The sequence below is a fragment of the Bacillus sp. Marseille-Q3570 genome (genome assembly GCF_946151055.1).
Taxonomy (GTDB): domain Bacteria; phylum Bacillota; class Bacilli; order Bacillales; family Fictibacillaceae; genus Pseudalkalibacillus.
Genome location: NZ_CAMGYZ010000002.1, coordinates 105,219 through 128,661, shown reverse-complemented (window position 1 = coordinate 128,661; position 23,443 = coordinate 105,219). Strand labels below are relative to the sequence as shown.

The window sequence follows — 23,443 nt, the reverse complement described above, 5'->3', positions numbered from 1 at the left end:
AATGTTTTCAACACAACCATAGGAGGAATGAGTATGTCAACATTCATGGCAGAAATCATAGGTACGATGATTTTGATCATTTTAGGAGGTGGCGTAGTTGGTGGTGTCGTATTAAAGAAGACAAAGGCACAAGATTCAGGATGGATCGTCATTACAATGGGATGGGGACTTGCGGTGGCAGTTGCCGTCTACGCTGTTGGTGGCATCAGCGGCGCACATATCAACCCTGCAGTTACACTCGGTCTTGCATCAATCGGGGAGTTTCCATGGGATCAAGTACCGATATACATCACAGCCCAGATGATCGGAGCCTTCCTTGGAGCGGTAATCGTTTACTTCCATTACCTGCCGCATTGGAGAGAAACGGATGAACCTGAATTGAAACGGGCAGTCTTTTCAACAGATCCTGCAATCAGGCATACTTTTTCGAATCTATTAAGTGAGATCATCGGGACTTTTGTCCTTTTGCTAGGATTGCTCGCGATCGGAGCGAATGAATTCACTGAAGGTCTGAACCCGCTGATTGTCGGATTTTTGATCGTCGCGATCGGAATGTCACTAGGGGGTACCACGGGTTATGCAATCAATCCAGCTCGTGACTTAGGACCGAGAATCGCACACTTTGTATTACCGATTGTCGGGAAAGGGTCCTCAGATTGGGGGTATGCATGGATCCCAGTCGTCGGTCCGATCTTAGGAGGGGTGTTCGGAGCCCTGTTTTATAAAAAGATGTTCCTGGGTATCGATTCGCCAGCCTTCTGGATCGTAGGGACACTGATTTTATTAGTCTTATCCGCTGCTTATGTAACAAGTGAAAAAGAAGTACCAGTGAAAGAGAAAGCGTCTCCAGCAAGACTTAAAGAAACCATTCAATAAGGGGAGGAAAGATGACATGGAAAAATACATTCTATCACTAGACCAGGGAACGACAAGTACACGTGCCATCCTTTTCAACAAAGAAGGCGAAATCGTCCACACTTCTCAAAAAGAATTCACACAGCACTTTCCAAAGTCCGGCTGGGTGGAACATAATGCTAACGAAATATGGGGATCGGTCCTCGCTGTCATCGCACAACTTTTATCCGAAACCGATATGAAGCCTGAACAGATTGCGGGCATCGGTATCACGAACCAACGGGAAACGACAGTCGTTTGGGATAGAAACACAGAAAAACCGATCTACAACGCAATCGTCTGGCAATCCCGCCAGACCGCTGGCATTTGTGATGAATTGAAATCAAAAGGCTACAATGAGACATTCAGAAAAAAGACAGGCCTCTTGATCGACGCCTATTTTTCCGGAACTAAGGTGAAGTGGATCCTTGATAACGTTGAAGGTGCACGTGAAAAAGCGGAAGCCGGCGACTTGATGTTCGGGACGATCGATTCATGGTTGATCTGGAAAATGACAGGCGGTAAAGCACATGTGACGGATTATTCCAATGCATCGCGGACCTTGATGTTCAACATCCACGAACTGAAATGGGATGACGAATTGCTCGACATTCTTGAAGTGCCGAAGTCGATGCTTCCAGAAGTCAAGCCTTCGTCTGAAATTTACGGCCATACGGTGGAACATCATTTCTTCGGTCAATCGATTCCGATTGCAGGGGTTGCAGGAGATCAGCAAGCGGCGTTATTCGGACAAGCCTGTTATGAAGAAGGAATGGCCAAGAACACTTACGGTACAGGGTGTTTCATGCTGATGAATACTGGGGAACAAGCTGTCACATCTGATCACGGGCTGCTTACGACGATCGCTTGGGGAATCGATGGGAAGGTCGAATATGCGCTTGAAGGTAGTATTTTTGTTGCCGGATCAGCCGTCCAATGGCTCCGTGATGGGTTGAGGATGTTCAAGGACGCGGCTGACAGTGAGAAATATGCTGACCGAGTGGAATCAACAGATGGCGTCTATGTCGTTCCTGCCTTCGTCGGACTTGGCACACCGTATTGGGACAGCGATGTAAGAGGCGCTGTCTTCGGTATCACTCGAGGGACGTCTAAAGAGCATTTTGTCAGAGCTACGCTTGAATCCCTTGCGTATCAGACAAAGGATGTACTGACCGCGATGGAAGCTGATTCGAGTATTTCGTTGAAGGCATTACGCGTAGACGGCGGCGCTGTAAAGAACAATTTCCTTGCCCAATTCCAAAGCGATGTATTGGGTGTCCCTGTTGAACGTCCAGTCGTGAACGAAACGACAGCTCTCGGAGCGGCATATCTGGCAGGACTTGCAGTCGGGTATTGGAAGGATCGTTCTGAGATCGCGAAACAATGGAAAGTGGATCGCACCTTCACGAATAAAATGGGTGAAGAAGAACGTGACTCGCTTTATGAAGGCTGGAAAAAAGCAGTCCACGCGACTATGGCATTCAAGTGAAAAATATGATACGATGAAAACAAGTTAATATTTCTGGTCGGAGAAATGGAGAGACCGCAACACCTTATAAGCCAAAATCATGGTACTTATAGGGGAGTTGTGGTCTCTTTTTGTTTCACTTAAAGAAAATACTTTCTTCAGTATAAGGGCAAGTAGTACTTAGTCTGCGCCTTCGGTTGTACTTCGTTAAGTTTTCTTTATACCTCCTGGCATAAGTGCAACTAGAACTTAGTCTGCGCCTTCTGCTGGACTTCGTTAAGTTTTCTTTAAATGAAAACCAGAAAACGTCAATACCTATAATAAAGATGGAATTCGAGATTTGAATCGTCCTGAGGATTGTGAAGTTCACCCTTTTTCCGTGGACGGTCCACAGGAGTATCGTGAATTTTTATACTTGAAGAAAGTATGAAATTCTTTCTTCAGTATTCGAGAGCCGGCGCCAAAGGCTTGGCTATGCCAAGTTTTCTTTATAAAAGATCATCAGACCTGACTAAAAAGGAGTGCAGAGGATGAAACCCTTATTTTCAAGCAGCAACCGGATAGAGAAACTGGAAGCCATGGAACAAGAAGAATATGATGTGTTCATTGTCGGAGGAGGTATTACAGGTGCCGGTGTAGCTCTGGACGCTGCAACGCGGGGCATGAAAACAGCCCTTGTCGATATGCAGGATTTTGCCGCGGGAACGTCAAGCCGCTCAACAAAATTGGTTCACGGTGGGCTTCGGTATCTAAAGCAATTTGAAATCAAGATGGTGGCTGAAGTCGGTAAAGAACGTGCAATCGTCTATGAGAACGGACCACATGTGACAACACCGGAATGGATGCTGCTGCCGATTTATAAAGGCGGGACGTTCGGAAAATTCAGCACCTCGCTCGGCCTGCGTGTATATGATTTTTTGGCAGGAGTGAAACGAAGTGAACGAAGGAAAATGCTGAGTGCTGCAGAAACGCTTGAGAAAGAACCGACTTTGAAAAAGGAAGGCTTGAAGGGCGGCGGCTACTACGTCGAATACCGGACCGACGATGCCCGTCTTACAATCGAAGTTCATAAAAAAGCTGTAGAACATGGTGTAAACGCAGCCAATTATGTAAAAGTGGAAGATTTCATCTATGAAAACGGTCGAGCCGTGGGGGTTGTTTTGAAGGATCAACTGGGTGGGGGAACGTACAAGGTCCGTACGAAAAAAATCATCAATGCTGCTGGCCCCTGGGTGGATACTTTGAGAGATCGTGACAAGTCGAAGGAAGGGAAAACGTTGCATTTGACGAAAGGAATTCATCTCGTCTTTGATCAGGAGCGTTTCCCTTTGCGGCAGGCGATCTATTTTGATACACCGGATGGACGGATGGTTTTCGCGATTCCGAGAGATAGGAAGACGTATGTAGGAACGACCGATACGACGTACGATGAAGATATCGCCAAACCAAGAATGACAAATGAAGACCGCGAGTATGTGTTAAGCGCGATCGACTTCATGTTCCCTGACTTGAAAATAACCGCTGATGATGTGGAATCGAGCTGGGCAGGATTGCGACCACTTATCCATGAGGAAGGGAAAGACCCGTCAGAGATTTCACGTAAAGATGAAATCTTCATTTCAAATTCCGGTTTGATCACGATTGCCGGCGGGAAATTGACAGGATATCGAAAAATGGCCGACAGCATCGTCAACCTTGTTGCAGAACAGTTAAGTGAAGAGGGAGTCGGTACTTATCCCGAATGCAAAACGAAACACTTACCGATTTCAGGTGGTGATGTCGGCGGTTCAACTGGATTTGAAATATTTAAAAAAGAGAAGGTTGAACAAGGTGTGAATCTGGGATTGAAGGAAAACCTGGCTGAAATCCTCGTACAACGCTATGGCTCGAACATTGATCCTATTTATGAAATCTACAAAGGTTTGGAAGATGGAGATGGAATGCCGAAGTATTTACGGGCTGTTTTGCAATACAGCATAGATGAAGAAATGGCGACAAAACCGATCGACTTCTTCATCCGCAGGACCGGAGCACTCTTTTTCGATATTGAGTGGGTCTTCAAGTGGAAAACACCAGTCATCGAATCAATGGCAGCACAATTGGACTGGACTGATGATGAGAGACAGATTTATGAAGTCGAACTTGAAGAACACCTGACCCACTCCACGACACCGATGGACATGGAAGAACCTGAAAAGGCGATTTGATTGTTGTGTTGGTGCGGTGAATTTGTTGAGAGGTGGAGCTATTGCTCGTAGTAAGATCGTACCGAATTGCTCAAGATGGCATCGAAATTGTTCAAATTGACTCCAATTTTGCTCAAACCACTTCTAAAACACACACAAACACCCAAATAAATGAAAAAAGCTGGCCGAGATGGCCAGCTTCCTTATTGAAAACACTATTGTCTGTACTGATTTGGTTGCATATTTTGAGCGGGCGCATAGCTTTGGAGCATTTGTGACATATCTTGTTGTGCAAGCTGCGGAACTTGGTAGTAGTGATGTTTGTTCTGATACAGGAAGATTTCATAGGACATTTCAATAAAATTCGGAACGCTGTCCGCAATCACTCTTCTTAATACAGGGTTCGTCATTTCCAGAGCAGTCATTGCTAATAAAGAAGAGGTAGACTTCGCCAGACCGAGCATGTATCCTGAAACGCTTTCATCATTAACCTGATTTGCTGAAGTGAAGGGCTTTTTCGGTTGGCCCGGACTCAGACCATACATCGTGTCATTGTTTTGCTGCATTTTATAAACACGAGTAGAGTGAGTCGGTTTTTGTCCGGTCGAAAAGGCTTCAACGATGGTGTTGTACAGGTCCGTGATGAAACTATGCTGACGATATAAAATAGTTCGCAGCTCTTGATCTTTAACGAATTGATCATAAATAAGATACTGATCCAACATCCCGATGATAGAAGAAAGAACTTCATGGCTGTCGAACATTTCATGGCCGCCATGATTCATACTCGGCGCCATCCGATTCTGCTGTTGAGCTGGATTCTGCTGCATTGATTGAGGCGGGGTTTGGTTTTGTGGCATGTTCCCAGCAGGTGGTGCAAATGGCTTAACATTCTGCTGCATTTTTGTGTTTCCCTGCTGTTGCTGGAAACCATTTGGATTCATCTGATTTTGCACAATCTATTCCTCCCGAATGTGTAGTTTACGTAGTTAGTGTTTCTACTGTACCCTCAAAACATGTATTCAAAAGTCTTCTTTATTTACGAAATTCTCAGACTTTGGTAAGATAAAAATTATTATAGTGATACATATATTCAATCCTTTTTACACATCACTATGCTTGGTATATAAAACAGACTTCTCTCATTGGAAAGGGTGATTGGTTTGAGTTTGGTTTTACAAGAAGGAAAGGAAATTACAGAATTCCTTGAGAAACATAAAGAAGAAGTCGAGGAAAACTTACTCACGGAAGCCGATAAAGTAAGAGATAAGATTGCAGAGATCCAGGTGATCGGGAACATCAATCTTGTGGAAAATGCTCATAGACTCATCGGGTATGTCGTCAATCAAGAAACTGAAGAATTAATTGCTTTTGCGGAACAAGAAGGTATCGTATGGGCCAAATATTCGATGACTTTGACGTTCAAATTGGACTGGGTCCATGCAATCCGTAGAACATTGTGGAGTTTCCTCTATCAATATGACAAATCTCTAAATAAATCGGAAAATCGAGAAGAATTCTATTCCACGGAAAGAACGGTCAATGAACATATCGATCTTTTCCTGAACAATTTCTTTATCAGCTATTCTACGTTCAAAGATAAATTGCTTGAAAGAGAAAAGAGTCTTGTTGAAAATCTCTCTGTCCAAATCATCCCGATCAACATTTCCACCGCTATTTTTCCATTGATTGGCGCAATTGATGATTCCCGTTCGGAAACGATAGAAGATAAGGTTTTGGAAGAAGTAAGCAGAGGGCGAATCGAGACATTGATCATCGATCTTTCTGGGGTTGCGCAGATGGAAGCTGATGTGACTCACCATCTTCTTAAAGTCATTGATGGTATTTCATTGATGGGATGTAAGGCGATCATTACAGGAATGCGGGCTGAAATTGCCAGCAAGATGGTGAAAGAAGGACTATCGTTCAGAGATAAAGCAGAAGTGAGAGGAAACCTGCAACAAGCAATCAGTGCAAACCTCGTCGGTGAAAATTAAAACGTAATAAAAAAGGAAGCTTACCCAAAAAGCCTCGTAAAGGAGTGCTTTTGAGTAAGCTTCTTTTCTGTTATTGTAATCCCTTTAAATGCTCAGGCGAAATTCCTAGAAACAATAAGCAAATTTTGTCGTAACCACAATGTTTATGTGACTGAAGTAATTCTGACACAACATGTATATCATCTGACATCTTCATCTTACTTACTTCCTGGTGGAAGAGATTCATTACAGATTCACTAGCAAAATTCGGATAATGCTCAGTTGCATCTTCATTAGTCAATAAGCATGCTAAATAGGAGTAGCGGAATTGCAATTGTCTTGTCAAACTGGTCAAATGAACCATCCTGTTGTATAAATCGGGTATCTCTTTTTTGAATTGTTCAATTCTAGTCTTGATATTTTGCAAGTCTTGAAGGCTTGATAAAGAAATCATATCTTCAGCCCCTCACTTTCTATCGACTCGATGTCCTCATCCCAGGGTTTTTTTACAGAGATGGACGCAGCTAACTCTTTACTTTTCTTTCTTCTTATTTTTCGGACTTCAGCACGATCAGCTCCAGTCTCAAATAATGTCTTCTCTTCTTCCGTCTCAGGAATAACCCCTGGAACTTCCATCGGTTTTTTGTTTTCATCCAAAGCCACGAATGTCAAGAAAGCTGTCGCTGCTATACGGCGATCACCAGTCATCATGTCCTCTGCGATTACTTTACAAAAAATCTCCATCGATGTTTTTCCAGTAAAAGAAACATAAGATTCAATACATACCGAATCACTTTGATGGATCGGTGCCAAAAAATCGATTGAATCAATTGAAGCTGTTACACATTCTTTAGCTCTGGAATGACGGCGAGCGGAAATTGTCGCGACTCCATCCAATTTCTTCATCAATACCCCGCCAAATAGTGTATTGTAGTTATTCAAATCACAAGTCATCACTTGATCTGTATTTATGATCCGGCTATGTCGTGCTTTTTTCATTTCCATATCCAATCACCTTTCTGAATTTTATCAATACAGGAATTCCTGGTTTGTTCTATAAAATTCTTACAGAAGTGATTGTAAGCCTCATTATTCGTGAAGTAAAATTGATTATTTCCATAGGTGGTATAGATATCGGCTATGAAAATGCTTACAGCTATAAATAGAACCAATGAAAAAATCCACTCCTAATGTGAAGTGGATTCCTCCTTTCAAGCTTTCAATTTTTCTATTGTAAAGTCCAACCATTCTCTCGCAGCAAAAGAAAGGTACGCCTTTTTACGCCAAATGATGGCGAGCTCCCAGCTAATACTTGGATCAATCACATCGAGAATGGCGACATCACTATGCACAGCTTTACAAATGCTCTCTGGCATAAACGCAATACCTAATTTGGAAGCAACCATTTTTCCGATAAAATCCCACTGGGAACTTTCAGAAACAATGGATGGTTTAAACCCAGCAACAGCACACGATGATATGATCCGGTTATGTAGAGCAAAATCTTCAGTGAAAAGAATGAAGTTTTCATCCTTCAATTTGGCCAGTTCGATCTTTTCACTTTTTGAAAAAGGATGATCAGGTGGAATGACAAGTTTCAGTTTCTCACGTTCAAAAGAATAGAATTCAAACAGGTTTTCATTCACCGGTAGAACGACAACCCCAAGATCGAGATCGCCTTTATCGATATCTTCCTCAATCCTTTTTGATCCTTTTTCAACCAATTGAATCGAAATTTCAGGGTATCGTTCTTGGAATCGACCGATTATATTTGGAAAATGAAGAGACCCGATCATAGGAGGCAAACCGATACGGATATGCCCTTTTTTTAATTCTTGCAAGTTATCCAATTGGTATTGCAGATCTTTGAAAGCTTTATCAATAACGAGCGCCTGTTCATAAATCACTTTTCCGGCATCGGTCAATTCCACCTTTTTGCTTTTTCGATCGAAAAGATGGACACCGAGTTCGTTTTCCAGGTTTTTCAGCATTTTACTGATGGTCGGTTGAGTGACATACATATGCTCAGCAGCTTTGCTGAAACTACGCAAACGGGTCACTTCAATGAAATATTGTAAATGTTTTATATCCATTATGGTTTCACCTGCTTATAGGTATCACCTTAAATCTAAAACTTATTCCTCCTTTATGTAAAGGAAGTTGCATATCATAAATCTCTTTCATTGCTTTTCATCTCCACTGGTGATACCTTCGAGTTAAAGAGGGATATTTACATATGTTAGGGGGAGGGGCATGAACGCAAAAGCATTCATGATGGCACTTACAACTGTCGTCATCTGGGGATCGACGTTCGCTGCGATTCGTGCAAGTCTACATGGTGGCTATACAGCCGGACATCTAGTGTTCACACGTTATTTTATTGCATCAATGATCTTCCTCATCCTGGCTCTTTTACCAGGAATCCGGATTCGTGTCCCAGATAAAAGAGATCTGGTCAAAATCATGCTGCTCGGATTCGTAGGCATCACCCTTTACAATATTGGTGTAACATTCGGGGAATTGACTGTATCTGCAGGAACGGCTGGAATGCTGATCGGATCGACGCCAGTATTCACCGCATTGATAGCCGTCCTTGTTTTAAAAGAACGTCCCGGAGCCGCTGGATGGATAGGACTCAGCATCGGCTTCCTCGGCATCGTTTTAATTACTTTAGGTACTTCAGGATCCTCCTTCAGTATTTCCCAGGGCGCTTTATTGGTGTTGATGGCAGCTGTTGCGACATCTGTTTTTTTCGTTTTTCAAAAGTCTCTTCACTACAGATATACACCGCTTGAATTGACTGCTTATTTTACATGGACAGGGACTTTGCCGTTTGTCATTTTCACACCAGGTCTTTTCGAATCGATTCAACAGGCGACGCTCGAAGCAAACTTATCAGCGCTTTATACAGGAATATTTCCTGCAGCTATTGCGTATATCACATGGGCGACTGCACTTTCATTAGGACGCGCAAGCACTGTGACGAGTATGCTTTATGTTGAGCCTGTGATCGCGATTTTCGTTGCATGGCTCTGGCTGAACGAATGGCCGAGCACACTATCCTTGATCGGTGGTCTCGTTGCAATTTCTGGTGTCATCGTCGTGAATGGGTTAGGTAAGAAACATAGGAACATATCGAAAAAGGCAGCTTGATGAAGCTTGTCAAAAAAAGTGTCAGAGGCTCTCCGAACTAAACAACATTATGAGAAAAATCGGTTTTTGTCCAAAATGTAGTGTTGGAGGCGTCTGATACTTTTCTCCCTTTTTATGGTGGAACTTGTTATAATGAAACTAATTATTAAAAAAGGTGGTTGAGATCATGTCAGAAGAAAAATTGGACAAACTTCTCAGCGTCATGCTTGGTATGAAAGATGACTTATCCGATTTAGGTAAAGGGGTTGGCGGATTAAGGAAGGATTTTGAAGACTTCAGAAAAGAAACGAACGAGAAGTTGGATAAGATCGAAAGTAACATTGACCTTTTAGCCTCTAAAACATGGAATAATGAAAAGGACATCAACAGGCTCAAAACGTTAATGGGAATTAAATAAACCTTCATCTCACCCCCAATGAATCCCCCCTACAAACAACTTCAAGACCCGTCAAAATTCTCAACATAGTAACATTGAATCATATAACTGAAACTTGTTTTGTGATGACTCCAGTAGGGTACGTCACTTATATGTAATGATTATTACATAATAAACGTCCTAAGGAGGAATCGCGAGATGAGTGAGGAAAACAAAAAGAATCGACAGCTTGAAAAAGACCGTTTTGATGATAAAGATAAAAAAATGACGACCAATCAAGGTGTCAAAGTTTCAGAGGATGAATTCTCACTGAAAGCAGGTGAACGTGGTCCGACTTTGATGGAGGACTTCCATTTCCGCGAAAAGATGACGCACTTTGATCATGAGCGCATCCCGGAACGAATTGTCCATGCGCGCGGATTTGCCGCACACGGTGAATTTCAGGTGTATGAATCGATGAAGGAATATACGAAAGCAGGTTTCTTGCAGGATCCATCCAAGAAAACGCCTGTATTCGTGCGTTTTTCAACCGTTGCTGGATCCAAGGGTTCAGCTGAGACCGTGCGTGATGCACGTGGCTTTGCAACGAAATTTTATACAGATGAAGGAAACTTCGATCTCGTAGGGAACAATATCCCGGTTTTCTTCATTCAGGACGCAATGAAATTCCCTGATCTCGTACATGCCCTGAAACCAGAACCCCATAATGAAATGCCGCAAGCAGCTTCTGCCCATGATACGTTTTGGGATTTCGTCGCGAATAACCAGGAATCCGCTCATATGGTGATGTGGGCGATGTCTGGCCGTGCAATTCCACGGAGTTTCCGTATGATGGAAGGATTCGGTGTCCATACATTCAGATTCGTTAACGAAAAAGGTGAGGCACATTTCATCAAGTTCCACTGGAAGCCCGTACTCGGAACACACGCACTTGTATGGGATGAAGCACAAAAAATCTCAGGTAAGGATGCAGATTTCCACCGCGGAGACCTATATGAATCGATTGAAAATGGAGACTTCCCTGAATACGAATTAGGCGTTCAAATCATTAAAGAAGAAGACGAGTTCAAGTTCGATTTCGACGTCCTGGATCCAACTAAAATCTGGCCTGAAGAAGATGTGCCAGTGAAGTTGATTGGTAAAATGACATTGAACCGCAATGTGGATAATGTATTTGCAGAAACGGAGCAGGTAGCTTTCCATCCCGGACATGTCGTTCCAGGAATTGATTTTTCAAACGATCCGTTACTGCAAGGACGTTTATTCTCATATACCGATACACAGTTGATCCGTTTAGGCGGACCGAATTTCCATGAGCTGCCTATCAATAAACCTGTCTGTCCATTCCATAACAACCAGCGTGATGGATACGGACGTCATACGATCAACAAAGGACAAGTGAGCTATCATAAAAATTCCCTTGCTCAAAATACTCCGGAACCATCGAGTGAAGAAGAAGGCGGCTTCAAACACTACCAGGAAAAAGTCGAAGGGCACAAAATCCGCGCTAGAAGTGACAGCTTCAAGGACCACTTCTCACAAGCAACCTTGTTCTGGAACAGCATGAGCAATCACGAAAAAGAGGATATCAAGCAAGCGTTCAGTTTTGAATTGGGAAAAGTAGAAAGTAAATCGGTCCAACAGCAAGTGGTTGATATGTTCGCAAATGTCAGTATGGAACTTGCCACTGAGGTAGCAGAAGCAATCGGTGCGGAAAAACCTCAAGGAGAGGATTCTAATGTCACGAAATCGTCTCCTGCACTAAGCATGGATAATACCGTGAAAAAACCTGATACACGTAAAGTTGCTGTCATTGTTGCCGATGAGTTTGACGGGAAAGAAATTAAGTCAGTACTGGATGGATTGAAGGATAACGGCGCGCAGCCTGAAATCATCAGTGCAAAGCTTGGTGAGGTGAAAGGGTCGGATGGTTCTACGCTTGAAGTTGACCACACGTTCCTGACGGCTGACTCTGTCTTGTTCGATGCGGTTTATGCAGTAGGTGGGAAAAATGAAAGTAAGAAATTCTATAATGACGCAGCCTACTTCATCAACGAAGCATTCATGCATTTCAAACCGATCGGTGCGACCCATGAAGGAACGAAGTGGCTTAAGAAAATGGAGTTTGACAAGAGTCCAGGTGTCGTACTCGGTAAAGACATCAGCGAATTTACAAACGAATTCCTTGGAGCGATTGCTGAACATCGCCACTGGGAACGTGAAGTAGTATAAAATGATTTACGATGAACTGCTACAAATGTGGCAGTTTTTTCTTTTTGAGAGGGTGTGAGTAGGTTTAATATCGGAGCAAATCCGATATTTATCGGTGCAAAGTTCAAATATATCAGAGCAAAATCAAGATTTATCAGTGCAAAGTTTAAAAATATCGGTGCAATTTCCAAAATTATCGGTGATTTAGGTGGACAACTGGTAAATTTATTGCAAAACACGAACAATTGTTCTTGTTTTATTCATGTTTAGGCATTATAATGTGATTGGTGGTAAAAAATTGATAATTTCAGGAGAGTGATTGCGTTGAAACACCTTACACCTTATTTTACGTTCGACGGGGATGGAAAATCAGCACTGGATTTCTATACGGATGTGTTTGGAGGAGAAGTAGTTGAATCGATGACGTTCGGAGATGCTGAGTTCGAGACTCCGCCTGAAGCGGATGATCGGATTATGCATGCTTACTTCAAAAAAGGAGATATGGTCTTCATGGTGTCTGACACTTTCCCAGGACAAAGTGTTCCAAAGGAAAGCAACGTATCAGTAGTCATCGAACCTGAAAATGAAGATGAACTTCAACGTCTATATGATCGTTTAAAGGAAAATGGGACGATTTTGATGGAATTGCAGGATACATTCTGGGGAGCGAGATATGCACTTGTCAAGGACGCTTTCGGAATTACCTGGAACCTTAATTATCAGAAATAAGATGCGTGACATGGTATAAGCCGATACCTTATAAGGTGCTGGCTGTTTTTTTGCTTGGACATAAGCTGGACCAATGGAAAGGGGGTGTCCGAAGTCTCGTTTCGGACACCCCCACTTGAATCTTAGGTATGCTACTTTCATCAGGATGTTTGGAGACAGAGATCCTTCAACTCCTCATGTTCAGAAAGATCAACCCAAATGACAGCGCCTTTTGGGTGATCATACGGAAGGGGTGTTTCAAAAAGACAGGGGTTACGGAGCACCCAGGCATGGGTATTCCGATATGGCTCCTCATTGCACTGTTCATTTGGAACACAGTGGAACTCTTCTCCTTGTTGGTACTCTTCTAAGCTGAGTTTCAGGCAGTCATTAAGTTCGACTGTACCGAAGATCTTTCCTGAACCGCTTTTAATCAAGGCGATCGTCCCTCTTATTTTTGTGTTCGACCCTCTGATCTCCCATGTTTTCTTTCCCTCAAAAATGTAATCGATCCAGGGGGACTTGATCAATAACCCTTTCATGGCATGCTCCTTATCTACTTTTTCGTATTGGTTATGACATTCTATCATGATTTAGAAGAAAGCTGTGTGAAATCTGTCACATTAACAGTCCGGGCAGGACGTTTAGTATTTGTTCGGGTTCTTTTTCGATGTGATGCACTTCGGCTCAACTCTCGTTCAAAGCCTGTCAACGTCATCTTCCCTGCTAAAATGGTCAAAGTAAAGGCCAGGACAGGGATGAAGGTAATCCAAGGATAACCAGTCCAAATGAATTCCCACCATAGACCGAGCAATCCCGACCATTCATTCGAGAGGGAGTATTCCCTGGGCGTTCTGAACATATCTTCTTTTACATCCATACCTCCAACGAAAATCCTCAATATCCCCAGGTGCGCCATGATCAACAGGACCTGGATCAGTTCTCTCATATAGATCATGATCAGCTGCGGAATCAAGAAAGGGATCAGATGTTTCTTAAGGATATGTCTTTTGCCCGCACCGAGGACGGTCACGCCTTCCATGAATTCCTTTTTCAAAAAACGATCCGTTTCATTAAGGACAAGTAATGAATTCGTAGGAATGGCGATCGCGGTAAGCACCAACACAATAATAAGCCCTTGTTCAGCAAAACTTAAAGAATATTCCCCTACATATAACTTTTCATAAAATAAAACCCAAATAAGTAAGAAGAATGCGAGAAGGGTGGCAGGAAAATAATTCCCTGCATCGACCAACCATGCAAACAGCTTCTTCGTTTTAGAGACAAACATTCCTACGAACACCCCGATTACAGAGGAGATGAACACTCTTAAAAAAGCGGTCACGAATGCAATGCCTAGTGTATATTTCGCCCCGATCACCATGATTGTCAGAAGATCCCGCCCAAAATGTTCGGTCCCGAATGGTGGGTGGTCTGTCGGTGAATATGGATGGGGAACCAGCTCTCCATCATCATCATGCAGAAGACCGATGACAGGGATCGAATCATCCTTCAAGACATGATACACGAGACTTGATACAAATAAACCGATGATGAAAAGTGCTCCTATCAGAAACATTGGATTTCGTAATAACCTGACCATCATCAAATCATCACCTCTTTTCCTGTGCTCCGTTGTATCACAAGCTTAGAAATCAATAGGATCAGGAAAATCGGTATGTAGAACATGATCAGGCTGAACGCGATGATCTCGATCTGCTTATAATTCAAGATATATCTCGTCAAGCCGTATATGTTGAAGATCCTTTCTAAAATGATCAGATTCGAGAGCATCAACCAGATGATTGCTTTCGAGTGGCTCGTAATCCCGATCACAGCGTTACGGAAGATATGTTTTAAGAACAATAGATTCGGACGAACACCTTTGCTGATAGCAAATTCCGCATAGTGTTTCTCGTATTCTTCCATTGTCATGAACAACGATACTTTATAGAAAAATAGAGTTGGAAGAAGCGAAAGCACAATAATCGGGACGAAATAGACCTTTTCGAATGCACCTGCAATCGGGAATAACAGGATTTCGGTTTTTTTATAAAACCAGATGATGAAGAACTGCACGACGAAAATGACGAATATATCAGGCAGGGCTTCTAAGAACGAAAGGATCCTTGACAAGACTTGGACCACCCGTTTAGGCAGGAAGGCAGTGAAATAGGTCAGGAATATTCCAGCAAACATCGCAGTCACTAAAGCGGCCATGAAGATTTTGATCGAATAAAGATAGTATTCCCAAAACATAGGAAAAAGGGGATAGTTCTTTTCAATAGGACTTGGATAAGGACTTGGGTACTTTATGCTGTAAATATCCTTATAAACGATGATTTCACTTGGATTCACAAGTAAGATTACTAGTTTCTTAAGGTTCTGGAAATAACTCATGAAACTGATATCGATTTTATACATGGTCATCCCGAGAAAGGCAGAAATCATGACGATACCTATCACCACAAAAAGAAAACGCACAACACTGTTAGTTATCGATTTTACCAATCCAATCACCTACAAATTAAACATTAAAATCTCCTTATACATATAGACGAAGCAAAAGGGATTTGGTAGAAAATTACTTTTTGGAATTGAAACCTTTCAAATGTTGTGAACGTAAATGAGATAAGCAGATTGATAGGGAGCGGTTCAAATGAAAAAATGTTTTGTATTGCTCGCTCTGGTTTTGACGATATGTCTTCTTAGCGGGTGCAATGATAAAAAAGATAAACCCGAAATGGCAGAACAATTGACCGGAACGTGGAATGGAACGATCGATGTACCGGGGCGACCGTTGAATATCATCGTAAAATTTAAGCAAAAGGATGAGTTGGCGGGTACGATCAGCATCCCTGTCCAAAATGTAGCGGATTTCAGTTTATCGGAAATCAAGCTGAATGACGATAAAGTCAATTTTAAAATGCCGCTGCAAGGACAGGAAATAAAATTTTATGGGACAATCGACAAAAATAAGATAAATGGAACATTCACACAATCCGACCAAAGCTTCCCATTTGAACTTGAAAAAGGAGATGCAGCCGCTGGCGAACCAGAAGAGGAGGAAGATTTCCTGACAATCGAAACATCAGCTGGGAGACTATATGGATCATTACTCACTCCAGAAACAGAGGAGCCATCACCGATCGCACTCATCATCCCTGGATCTGGCCCGACTGACCGGAACGGAAATTCCCAAGCTGGAAGAAACGACAGCTTGAAACTTTTAGCAGAAGGTTTTGCGGAGAATGGAATCGCAAGTCTCCGTTACGACAAACGTGGAGCAGGTAAAAACCAAGAGAAGGTCATAAAAGAAGAAGATATACGGTTTGACCGTTTCGTAAAGGATGCTGAAAAATGGATCGAATTGCTTGAACAAGATGAACGCTTTACAGATATCATCATTATTGGACATAGTCAGGGATCACTTGTCGGGATGATGGCTGCAGAAGGTTCGGCAGCCGATGTGTTCATTTCGATAGCTGGTGCCGGCCGGACGATTGATGAAGTTTTGGCAGAACAGCTGGAAACATTACCTGATGAACTAAATGATGAAAGTGAAAGCATCCTTGAAGAACTGAGACGAGGGAAAAGAGTGGAAGAGGTAGATCCTCGGTTGATGAGTATCTTCAAACCAAGTGTGCAGCCCTTCCTCATGTCATGGATGGACTATAATCCGACAGAAGAAATCCGGCAAATCAGCATTCCGACACTCATCATCAACGGAAAGAATGATATCCAGGTCTCCGTGGCAGACGCTGAAAATCTTGCTGCTGCAAAGCCGGATGCCGAACTATTGTTGATCGATAAGATGAACCACGTGTTAAAAGAAGCACCAGAGAACAGGGATGAAAACCTGGCGACCTATTCTGATCCAACTCTGCCGTTAGCAAACGGACTGATGGAAGGAATCAAAGAGTTCTTGCAAAATCAGATAACAAACAGAGAATGATGAAGATCTGCACTGCTCCTGATTAGAGGGGCAGTTCTTTTTTATATGATCAAGCCTATTTTCACACTGACCTGGACCTTGCCGTGACCTTAATCTATCAAGTTGCGTAAACTAGTAATGAACTAATAGAAAGGTGTGATTTCAAACTAGATGGACTTTTCTCCCCATAGGATCCTCATCCGTTTCCGCGATAAAACCCCGCCTGATAGATGTCTTCACATTCATCAACAAGCAAGAGCGAAAGTAACCCGGATCATAAAAGAACTGAACGTTGAAATCGTAGAAGTTCCACCAGAACAAATAGAGGATTGTCTTCATTGTTATTTGCGCTGCAGTGAAGTTGAATTTGCCGAAAGGGATGCACTCGTGAAGGCTGAACTTGTTCCGAATGATCCGCTTCTCCCACAGCAATGGGGCCTTCTGAAAGTAGTTGCTACGAGGGCATGGAACATAACACGAGGTTCTACAAAAGTCCCGATCGCCATCCTCGATACAGGTCTTGATATGACCCATCCTGATCTCCAAGATAAAATCATTTTGAACGCTAATTTTTCAGGTGCATCAACAGCACAGGATTTCAATGGACATGGAACGCATGTGGCTGGCATAGCAGCAGCTGTCACGAAAAATGGAAGAGGGGTTGCAGGACTTGCGATCAATCCAACATTGATGAACATCAAAGTACTTGATGACGGTGGGACAGGCTCTTTGAGTGGTGTCGTGCAAGGTATCGTTCATGCTGTAGATAACGGGGCTAAAGTCATTAACATGAGTCTAGGTACAACATTCTTCAGTTCAACTCTCCATGATGCCGTCAAATATGCACAACGGAATGGGGTGCTGTCAGTTGCGGCAGCAGGTAATGATGGGGTCAATCAACATAACTACCCCGCTGCATTTGCCCAATGTATCAGTGTTGCGGCTGTTAACCAGGAAGACGAGAAAGCTTCCTTTTCGAACTTCGGATCTTCATGGGTGGATCTCGCTGCCCCTGGCGTTCAACTATTATCGACCATGCCGACCTATCCGAATGTCATCGGTCCACAAAACTACGGGTACCTATCAGGCACATCCCAAGCAACCCCATTAGTTAGTGGGTTGGCCGCTTTATTGCTTTCCCTTAATCCAAACACAGGAGTCGTAAGACAAACCATTGAATCAACCACTGTTCCAATTGTTGGGGTAGGTACCCTGTATGAATATGGACGGATCAATGCTTATAATGCCCTGTTGAAACTTCCTCGATAATACGAGACGATTTGATATGTGGTTAACTCTGCATTTTAACGGACATCACTGCCGTTATTTGTAACAAAAAGCGATGATTTGAAATATTAACGGACACCAGAAGCGTTATCTGTCTCAAAATCCTTTGATTGTGAAAGGATTTTCTTAAATAAGGCCGCTGGTGTCCGCTTTTTTTGTAAAACAGTATATTTGATGGAAAATAAGGTCACTCATGTCCGTTAACGACTGTTCAAATCAGCAACAGTGTTCCTGTTAATCAATTCAAAGGGCATTTCCTTATGCTGGGGCCCATCTGCATTCAAGACAGCATCGAGCAGCTTTTGCCCCATTTTTTCCAGAGGAAGATCGATTGTCGTGAGTTGCAGATATTCAGAAATTGGATGGTTATCGAAACCGATAACTGATAATTGATCAGGTGTCTGTATGTCTTCTTTGGTACATTGCATTAGAATTCCAGCAGCCACCTGATCACTTGTCACTAGCATAGCAGTCGGCTTGTCCGCAAGACGCAAAAGGTTATGGACAACTTTTTCTCCATCTTCAATCGTATAAGAATGGTCGAATATCCATTCGTCACGCACAGGTTCCCCGATCTTTTTTAACGTGTCGAAGTAGGCGGTTTCCCTCTGTTTGCTGTTCGTCCCTGTCCGTCTGCCGATACAATAACCGATTTTTCGATGCCCATGACTAACAAGTATATCCAGTCCCTTTTTAAAAGCCTGGTAATGATTGATATAGGCGGATTTCACGTTATGATCATGCCCGTCCTCACATACGACGATAGGTCCGTAAGCCTCATAAGACTCGATAATGCTCCAATTACACTCTCTTGAGCATATGATGAGACCATCAATTTGCTTCATCCGCAACATTTCCAATGCTTCAACTTCTCTGTCCAGATCATAATCTGTCTGAAAGAGAATCAATTTATAATCTTTTTTCAATGCCTCTTTTGCAATTCCATCTAAAATCGAGCTGAAGTAAGGATGGTTGATGAATGGAAGGACCACCCCGACGAGTTTTGTGACACCTTTCGTCAGGTGTACCGCATTGATGTTGATGTGATAATTCAACTCTTCAATCGCCTTCATCACAAGATTCCGTTTTTTCTCACTTACATAAGGATGCTTATTCAAAACCCTCGAAACGGTCGTTACTGAAACACCAGCAGCTTTTGCCACATCACGGATATTCGCCACTGAACTTCACCTCTTTATATCCTACTTAGTTACGTTGGTCAGATGATTACTTACTTAAACGAAATTTACGACACCCCAGCAGGAAAAGGGAGCCAGTTGAGAGCACGCATGTCTCCCGCGGAAAGGAAGTGGATTCATATAAAGCTTTTTATGAAAAACACTTGCTATGAAACGCGTTTCACATATTATAGTCAAATCAATTAAACCATATAAAGGATGTGTTATGCATGTTGAGCGGTTTGATCATAGTGATTGTATTGTGTTTTGTCGAATTGGCAGGGGCTCATTTCGTATTGTGTTCAATGGAGGATGAGCCTGGGAAACTATATGAACGATATGAAGATTTCTTTTATGAGGAATGAGATGTGAATGATGATAGGCGTTTGTTTTGAAAAAGAAGGACCCACCGATCATTCCAGGGTGGGTCTTATCATGCTTTCATAGGCTGAATGGCGGGATATAACGTCCATCAAGATCTGTAAACTGATATTCTTTTGCTAAATCACCTGCTCGGATGACCTGACCTGTTTTAGCCATGATATCGGGGTCACTTGCAAGTGCTTTAATACCTCGGCCAATATAATGAGGCGTTTCAGTCCGTTGTAAATCCTCTGCTTCGTGCCAGTGCTCTTCATCTGATCCATGGAATTTCAAGACAAGTTCTGTCCTCATGAAACCAGGTGAGACAGCCAGGACGGCGATATTATCTGGTTTCAAGTCGATCGAAAGCCCATACGCCATCCGGACCAGGGCGTTCTTTGCGAGATCGTAATAGAAGTGTCCTGTATACTTGCCATCATCCCAAAAAGTAGTGTGAAAAATCACTCCTTTTTTATTTTCCCGCAACAACGGAACAGCATAATGGTTGGTTGCAAGTTGTGCCCGGACACCTGCTGTAAACATCGTATCCCAATGTTCCAGTGGCAATTCATAGAAACGTCCTGCCTCTATACCTGAATCATGTGCCCCCCAAACGTTATTGACGAGTATGTCCATTTTTCCTTGTTCTTCACGGATTTGGGTGATGACCGCTTCTGTTTCTGAATCCTTGGTATGATCGCAGTGTACAGCGATTCCTTTCCCACCCGATGCTTCGATTTGGTCCACAGTCTCATCAATCGTACCCGGCCAATCATTCGTAGAGTTTCCTTTTGTGCTCCGTCCGGTTACATAGACTGTGGCACCGGCTTTCCCGAGTTCGATCGCAATTCCACGGCCGGCACCTCTGCTTCCACCTGTTACTAGAGCGACTTTTCCATCCAATGGTTTCATAACAATCCATCCTTTCAGAGGAGATGCTTTTATTTTACTGTGGAAATCTTGACATCCTTTGTCATATTTCTTTAAATGAAAGTATCAAATTCAGGAAAAAGGTGAAGGCGATGAGAGGCGATCGATTGGTTTCTATTGTACTGTTATTACAAACGCATGGACGAATGACAGCTGCAGAACTGTCAGAAAAACTGGAAGTATCCGAGCGGACGATCTATCGGGATTTGGAAGCGTTGAGCGGTACAGGGATCCCGGTCATAGCTGAACGTGGAAGGCACGGGGGATGGTCCTTGCTGGAAAACTATCGGACCACGTTGACTGGCCTTAAAGAATCTGAAATCCGTACATTATTTCTTTCACCTTCCACACAATTGCTCGAGGATCTAGGGTTGGCTCGTACCTCTGAAGAAGCTAGGAATAAATTGATCGCATCGTTGCCATCCGAATATCATGGAAAAGCAAAAGATGTATGGAATCGCATTCATGTGGACACGAGCACATGGCGAGATAAAAAGGAAAAAATCGTGACATTCGATGTCTTGAAAGATGCGATATGGAGTGATTGCAAAATAAAGATCAATTATCAAACAGCCGAAGGGAAAGCGACGGAACGTGTGGTTGAGCCATTAGGGCTGGTCGCCAAAGGGAGCCGGTGGTATTTGATCGCTTGCAAGGAGGATGGGGAATTTCGGAATTACCGCGCTTCACGGATTGAATACGCCGAACTTACAGATGAACCATTCGAGAGACCGGTGGATTTTGATCTTGCTTCATACTGGAAATCATCAACGAAATCATTCATCCAGAAATTGCCGACCTATTCCGTATGGGTGGAGGCAGCACCTTCAATATTGCCAAGGATGACATTCACCGGACGCTTTGTCCAAAAGATCGAGACTGGAAGTGAAACCGTGGAAGGCTGGACACCTATCAGACTTTCTTTTGATACAAAAGAGGAGGCGATAAGCTACATACTAGGGTTTGCTGCTCAGATGAAGGTGATCGAACCGGAGGAATTGAAAACAGAAATCCTTTCCGCAGCTGAAGCGACGGTTCTTTTTTATAAAAAGTAAAACAGAATGGATGCTGAAGGACTTTGAAAGGATATTTAACAAAGATATCGAACAAAGGATATAGGACTGGATTATTGAATTGAAATTGATTGGAGGATATGACATGAAAAAGAAATTTGTAAAGTTATAACGTATAACACATGAATCTTATGCTCGGCCTCCACCTTTACTAAGGATAGAACATATTTAATAAAATTTAAACTTACTGGAGGTTCGATATGAGAACGGAAAAAGAAATGATGGATTTGATTTTGGAAAAAGCAGAGAACGACGAAAGAATAAGAGCTGTCGTGTTGAATGGATCGCGTGCAAACCCGAATGTCAGGAAAGATATCTTCCAGGATTATGATATCGTCTATCTCGTAAATGATGTCCAGTCTTTTACGAAGGATCACAGCTGGGTGGATTATTTTGGAGAGCGGATCATGATGCAGATGCCAGAAGATAAGGTGATGCCTCCGGCTGAGAATGACGGGAAATTCGCCTATCTTATGCAGTTCATGGACGGGAACCGCATCGACCTGACGTTGATTCCTGTCAATAAGATGGAGGAGTTAGTCAACTGGGACAGCCTCAGCATCAAACTTTTGGATAAAGATGATATTGTCGGGAAGTTACCTCCTTCTGATGATAGAGATTACCATATTAAAAAACCTTCTGAAAAAGAATTTGCAGATACTTGCAATGAATTCTGGTGGATCTGCATGAATATCAGCAAGGGCTTATGGCGCGAAGAATTATCGTATGTGATGTTCATGTACGAACAGATCAATCGGAATGTCTTGATGCGGATGATCGAGTGGGAAATCGGCATACGGACGGATTTCAGCAAAAGTGCAGGTAAACTAGGCAAATACTTTCACAAATTCCTTAGTGAAAAGGACTGGGCGAAATTCGTCGCCACTTTTACGGGTCCCGATTATGAACAAATTTGGCGTTCGCTCTTCGTCATGTGTGATTTATTCAGGAGGAAAGCGATCCTCGTAGCTGAGCATTTCAATTATGCATATCCATATGAAGATGACAAGAGAGTCTCTGACTATCTGAAAAAAGTCAAAGATCTTCCAGGGGATGCCCCATCGTTCGAAGGGATCGCAGTAAATGATCAAAGCCGCTGAGATTGAGGATTTAGAAGGGGTCTTAGAAATCGATAGAGAGGTGATTGGGCATTCGGAGCGAAGTGCCTCACTTGAAAAAGCCATCAGGGAAGGTGGATGTTTCATCGCCAAATCGGACCGTGGGATAGCAGGGTTCTTGATCTACGATACATCATTTTTCGAGTGCAGCTTCATCTCTCTGGTAATTGTTCACCCATCCGAAAGACGAAAAGGCGTTGCAAGCAGGTTGATTGAAAACTTTGAACAGACGACATCGACCGAAAAGGTGTTTTCATCCACGAATGAATCCAATCTGCCAATGGCTGAAGTCTTTTCCACATTGGGGTATAGAAAGAGCGGTTATATCGACAATCTGGATGAGGGCGATCCGGAAATCATCTACTTTAAAAAACTGAATCGATAACATTTGGAGCTGTCCGAAATGAAAGGTGCCAGACACTTTTTGGGGACAGCTCTTTTTGGTTTCAAGGACTTTCTTGAAATCGTAACGGACACCAGAGCCGTTATTTGCGACAAAACACGGTGTTTCAGAATTTTAACGGACACCAGAGCCGTTATCTGTGAACAAAAGAGCTGAATGATTAAGATTTTTACGAAATAAGAGCG

Annotated in this window: 23 protein-coding genes; 14 read left to right on the top strand and 9 right to left on the bottom strand. The window is 42.8% G+C overall.

Annotated features, from left to right (window positions below; translation table 11 throughout):
• Nucleotides 1-33: 33 nt before the first annotated feature.
• The 3 genes from N8M93_RS03885 to N8M93_RS03875 all read left to right on the top strand — a co-directional run bounded on the left by N8M93_RS03885 (nt 34) and on the right by N8M93_RS03875 (nt 4,569).
• Complete coding sequence (locus N8M93_RS03885; protein WP_261129828.1) at nt 34-876, top strand: MIP/aquaporin family protein; 843 nt, start codon at nt 34-36, stop codon at nt 874-876.
• Nucleotides 877-892: 16 nt separating this feature from the next.
• Nucleotides 893-2,383 carry a glycerol kinase GlpK gene (glpK, locus tag N8M93_RS03880; protein WP_261129826.1) on the top strand — a complete coding sequence of 497 codons (1,491 nt, stop codon included), beginning with the start codon at nt 893-895 and terminating at the stop codon, nt 2,381-2,383.
• A 509-nt stretch (nt 2,384-2,892) separates the two neighbouring features.
• Nucleotides 2,893-4,569 carry a glycerol-3-phosphate dehydrogenase/oxidase gene (locus N8M93_RS03875; RefSeq protein ID WP_261129825.1) on the top strand — a complete coding sequence of 559 codons (1,677 nt, stop codon included), beginning with the start codon at nt 2,893-2,895 and terminating at the stop codon, nt 4,567-4,569.
• Nucleotides 4,570-4,763: 194 nt separating this feature from the next.
• Here the strand turns inward: N8M93_RS03875 and N8M93_RS03870 are convergent, their stop codons facing one another.
• Complete coding sequence (locus tag N8M93_RS03870; RefSeq protein ID WP_261130272.1) at nt 4,764-5,378, bottom strand: spore coat protein; 615 nt, start codon at nt 5,376-5,378, stop codon at nt 4,764-4,766.
• 324 nt (nt 5,379-5,702) lie between these two features.
• On the opposite strand from N8M93_RS03870, the gene N8M93_RS03865 reads away from it, so the two are divergent.
• Nucleotides 5,703-6,545, top strand: coding sequence for an STAS domain-containing protein (locus tag N8M93_RS03865; protein ID WP_396125372.1), 843 nt, complete (start codon nt 5,703-5,705; stop codon nt 6,543-6,545).
• A 70-nt stretch (nt 6,546-6,615) separates the two neighbouring features.
• On the opposite strand, the gene N8M93_RS03860 is transcribed toward N8M93_RS03865, so the two are convergent.
• The 3 genes from N8M93_RS03860 to cidR form a co-directional block, all read right to left on the bottom strand.
• On the bottom strand, nt 6,616-6,978 hold the full coding sequence (locus N8M93_RS03860; protein WP_261129822.1) for a hypothetical protein: 363 nt from the start codon (nt 6,976-6,978) through the stop codon (nt 6,616-6,618).
• Nucleotides 6,975-7,529: an acyl-CoA thioesterase gene (locus N8M93_RS03855; protein ID WP_261129820.1), complete on the bottom strand. Its 555-nt coding sequence runs from the start codon at nt 7,527-7,529 to the stop codon at nt 6,975-6,977. The genes N8M93_RS03860 and N8M93_RS03855 overlap by 4 nt, the downstream gene beginning before the upstream one ends.
• A 206-nt stretch (nt 7,530-7,735) precedes the next feature.
• Nucleotides 7,736-8,617 (bottom strand): cidABC operon transcriptional activator CidR, encoded by an 882-nt coding sequence (gene cidR, locus N8M93_RS03850; RefSeq protein WP_261129819.1) that lies wholly within the window; start codon nt 8,615-8,617, stop codon nt 7,736-7,738.
• A gap of 160 nt (nt 8,618-8,777) precedes the next feature.
• On the opposite strand from cidR, the gene N8M93_RS03845 reads away from it, so the two are divergent.
• The 4 genes from N8M93_RS03845 (at nt 8,778) to N8M93_RS03830 (ending at nt 12,993) form a co-directional block, all read left to right on the top strand.
• Nucleotides 8,778-9,677 (top strand): DMT family transporter, encoded by a 900-nt coding sequence (locus N8M93_RS03845; protein WP_261129818.1) that lies wholly within the window; start codon nt 8,778-8,780, stop codon nt 9,675-9,677.
• 166 nt (nt 9,678-9,843) lie between these two features.
• Nucleotides 9,844-10,074, top strand: coding sequence for a hypothetical protein (locus N8M93_RS03840; protein WP_261129817.1), 231 nt, complete (start codon nt 9,844-9,846; stop codon nt 10,072-10,074).
• Nucleotides 10,075-10,251: 177 nt separating this feature from the next.
• Nucleotides 10,252-12,285: a catalase gene (locus N8M93_RS03835; RefSeq protein ID WP_261129816.1), complete on the top strand. Its 2,034-nt coding sequence runs from the start codon at nt 10,252-10,254 to the stop codon at nt 12,283-12,285.
• Nucleotides 12,286-12,579: 294 nt separating this feature from the next.
• Entirely contained in the window at nt 12,580-12,993 is a 414-nt protein-coding gene (locus N8M93_RS03830) for a VOC family protein (protein ID WP_314728258.1), read from the top strand.
• 140 nt (nt 12,994-13,133) lie between these two features.
• Here the strand turns inward: N8M93_RS03830 and N8M93_RS03825 are convergent, their stop codons facing one another.
• From N8M93_RS03825 to N8M93_RS03815, 3 genes are read right to left on the bottom strand one after another with little or no spacing between them, the layout of a single operon-like run.
• Nucleotides 13,134-13,514, bottom strand: a complete 381-nt coding sequence (locus N8M93_RS03825) for an ASCH domain-containing protein (protein ID WP_261129814.1) — start codon at nt 13,512-13,514, stop codon at nt 13,134-13,136.
• Between the two features lie 44 nt (nt 13,515-13,558).
• Nucleotides 13,559-14,578: an ABC transporter permease gene (locus N8M93_RS03820; RefSeq protein WP_261129813.1), complete on the bottom strand. Its 1,020-nt coding sequence runs from the start codon at nt 14,576-14,578 to the stop codon at nt 13,559-13,561.
• Nucleotides 14,578-15,483: an ABC transporter permease subunit gene (locus tag N8M93_RS03815; RefSeq protein WP_261129812.1), complete on the bottom strand. Its 906-nt coding sequence runs from the start codon at nt 15,481-15,483 to the stop codon at nt 14,578-14,580. Before N8M93_RS03815 ends, N8M93_RS03820 begins: the two co-directional genes overlap by 1 nt.
• Nucleotides 15,484-15,631: 148 nt before the next feature.
• Between N8M93_RS03815 and N8M93_RS03810 the strand changes: the two genes are divergently transcribed.
• Together N8M93_RS03810 and N8M93_RS03805 are read left to right on the top strand one after the other, a co-directional pair.
• Nucleotides 15,632-16,927: an alpha/beta hydrolase gene (locus tag N8M93_RS03810; protein ID WP_261129811.1), complete on the top strand. Its 1,296-nt coding sequence runs from the start codon at nt 15,632-15,634 to the stop codon at nt 16,925-16,927.
• A gap of 150 nt (nt 16,928-17,077) precedes the next feature.
• Nucleotides 17,078-18,175: a S8 family peptidase gene (locus tag N8M93_RS03805; RefSeq protein WP_261129810.1), complete on the top strand. Its 1,098-nt coding sequence runs from the start codon at nt 17,078-17,080 to the stop codon at nt 18,173-18,175.
• A 218-nt stretch (nt 18,176-18,393) separates the two neighbouring features.
• Here the strand turns inward: N8M93_RS03805 and N8M93_RS03800 are convergent, their stop codons facing one another.
• Nucleotides 18,394-19,374 carry a LacI family DNA-binding transcriptional regulator gene (locus N8M93_RS03800; protein WP_261129808.1) on the bottom strand — a complete coding sequence of 327 codons (981 nt, stop codon included), beginning with the start codon at nt 19,372-19,374 and terminating at the stop codon, nt 18,394-18,396.
• A 227-nt stretch (nt 19,375-19,601) separates the two neighbouring features.
• On the opposite strand from N8M93_RS03800, the gene N8M93_RS03795 reads away from it, so the two are divergent.
• Entirely contained in the window at nt 19,602-19,736 is a 135-nt protein-coding gene (locus N8M93_RS03795) for a hypothetical protein (protein WP_261129806.1), read from the top strand.
• A gap of 76 nt (nt 19,737-19,812) precedes the next feature.
• Here N8M93_RS03795 and N8M93_RS03790 read toward each other — a convergent pair whose 3' ends face one another.
• Entirely contained in the window at nt 19,813-20,646 is an 834-nt protein-coding gene (locus tag N8M93_RS03790) for an SDR family oxidoreductase (protein ID WP_261129805.1), read from the bottom strand.
• 110 nt (nt 20,647-20,756) lie between these two features.
• Here N8M93_RS03790 and N8M93_RS03785 point away from each other — a divergent pair, with 110 nt between their 5' ends.
• The 3 genes from N8M93_RS03785 (at nt 20,757) to N8M93_RS03775 (ending at nt 23,240) form a co-directional block, all read left to right on the top strand.
• Nucleotides 20,757-21,719 (top strand): YafY family protein, encoded by a 963-nt coding sequence (locus N8M93_RS03785; RefSeq protein WP_261129804.1) that lies wholly within the window; start codon nt 20,757-20,759, stop codon nt 21,717-21,719.
• A gap of 218 nt (nt 21,720-21,937) precedes the next feature.
• Complete coding sequence (locus tag N8M93_RS03780) at nt 21,938-22,837, top strand: aminoglycoside 6-adenylyltransferase (RefSeq protein WP_261129802.1); 900 nt, start codon at nt 21,938-21,940, stop codon at nt 22,835-22,837.
• Entirely contained in the window at nt 22,821-23,240 is a 420-nt protein-coding gene (locus N8M93_RS03775) for a GNAT family N-acetyltransferase (RefSeq protein ID WP_261129801.1), read from the top strand. The genes N8M93_RS03780 and N8M93_RS03775 overlap by 17 nt, the downstream gene beginning before the upstream one ends.
• The last annotated feature ends 203 nt before the right edge of the window (nt 23,241-23,443 follow it).

Bases quoted from the DNA above. Each gene is read 5' to 3' on its own strand.
- N8M93_RS03885 (WP_261129828.1), top strand. From the start codon at position 34: ATGTCAACATTCATGGCAGAAATCATAGGTACGATGATTTTGATCATT.
- glpK (WP_261129826.1), top strand. From the start codon at position 893: ATGGAAAAATACATTCTATCACTAGACCAGGGAACGACAAGTACACGT.
- N8M93_RS03875 (WP_261129825.1), top strand. From the start codon at position 2,893: ATGAAACCCTTATTTTCAAGCAGCAACCGGATAGAGAAACTGGAAGCC.
- N8M93_RS03870 (WP_261130272.1), bottom strand. From the start codon at position 5,378: ATGCAGCAGAATCCAGCTCAACAGCAGAATCGGATGGCGCCGAGTATG.
- N8M93_RS03860 (WP_261129822.1), bottom strand. From the start codon at position 6,978: ATGATTTCTTTATCAAGCCTTCAAGACTTGCAAAATATCAAGACTAGA.
- N8M93_RS03855 (WP_261129820.1), bottom strand. From the start codon at position 7,529: ATGGAAATGAAAAAAGCACGACATAGCCGGATCATAAATACAGATCAA.
- cidR (WP_261129819.1), bottom strand. From the start codon at position 8,617: ATGGATATAAAACATTTACAATATTTCATTGAAGTGACCCGTTTGCGT.
- N8M93_RS03845 (WP_261129818.1), top strand. From the start codon at position 8,778: ATGAACGCAAAAGCATTCATGATGGCACTTACAACTGTCGTCATCTGG.
- N8M93_RS03840 (WP_261129817.1), top strand. From the start codon at position 9,844: ATGTCAGAAGAAAAATTGGACAAACTTCTCAGCGTCATGCTTGGTATG.
- N8M93_RS03835 (WP_261129816.1), top strand. From the start codon at position 10,252: ATGAGTGAGGAAAACAAAAAGAATCGACAGCTTGAAAAAGACCGTTTT.
- N8M93_RS03825 (WP_261129814.1), bottom strand. From the start codon at position 13,514: ATGAAAGGGTTATTGATCAAGTCCCCCTGGATCGATTACATTTTTGAG.
- N8M93_RS03820 (WP_261129813.1), bottom strand. From the start codon at position 14,578: ATGATGGTCAGGTTATTACGAAATCCAATGTTTCTGATAGGAGCACTT.
- N8M93_RS03810 (WP_261129811.1), top strand. From the start codon at position 15,632: ATGAAAAAATGTTTTGTATTGCTCGCTCTGGTTTTGACGATATGTCTT.
- N8M93_RS03805 (WP_261129810.1), top strand. From the start codon at position 17,078: ATGGACTTTTCTCCCCATAGGATCCTCATCCGTTTCCGCGATAAAACC.
- N8M93_RS03795 (WP_261129806.1), top strand. From the start codon at position 19,602: ATGTTGAGCGGTTTGATCATAGTGATTGTATTGTGTTTTGTCGAATTG.
- N8M93_RS03790 (WP_261129805.1), bottom strand. From the start codon at position 20,646: ATGAAACCATTGGATGGAAAAGTCGCTCTAGTAACAGGTGGAAGCAGA.
- N8M93_RS03785 (WP_261129804.1), top strand. From the start codon at position 20,757: ATGAGAGGCGATCGATTGGTTTCTATTGTACTGTTATTACAAACGCAT.
- N8M93_RS03780 (WP_261129802.1), top strand. From the start codon at position 21,938: ATGAGAACGGAAAAAGAAATGATGGATTTGATTTTGGAAAAAGCAGAG.
- N8M93_RS03775 (WP_261129801.1), top strand. From the start codon at position 22,821: ATGATCAAAGCCGCTGAGATTGAGGATTTAGAAGGGGTCTTAGAAATC.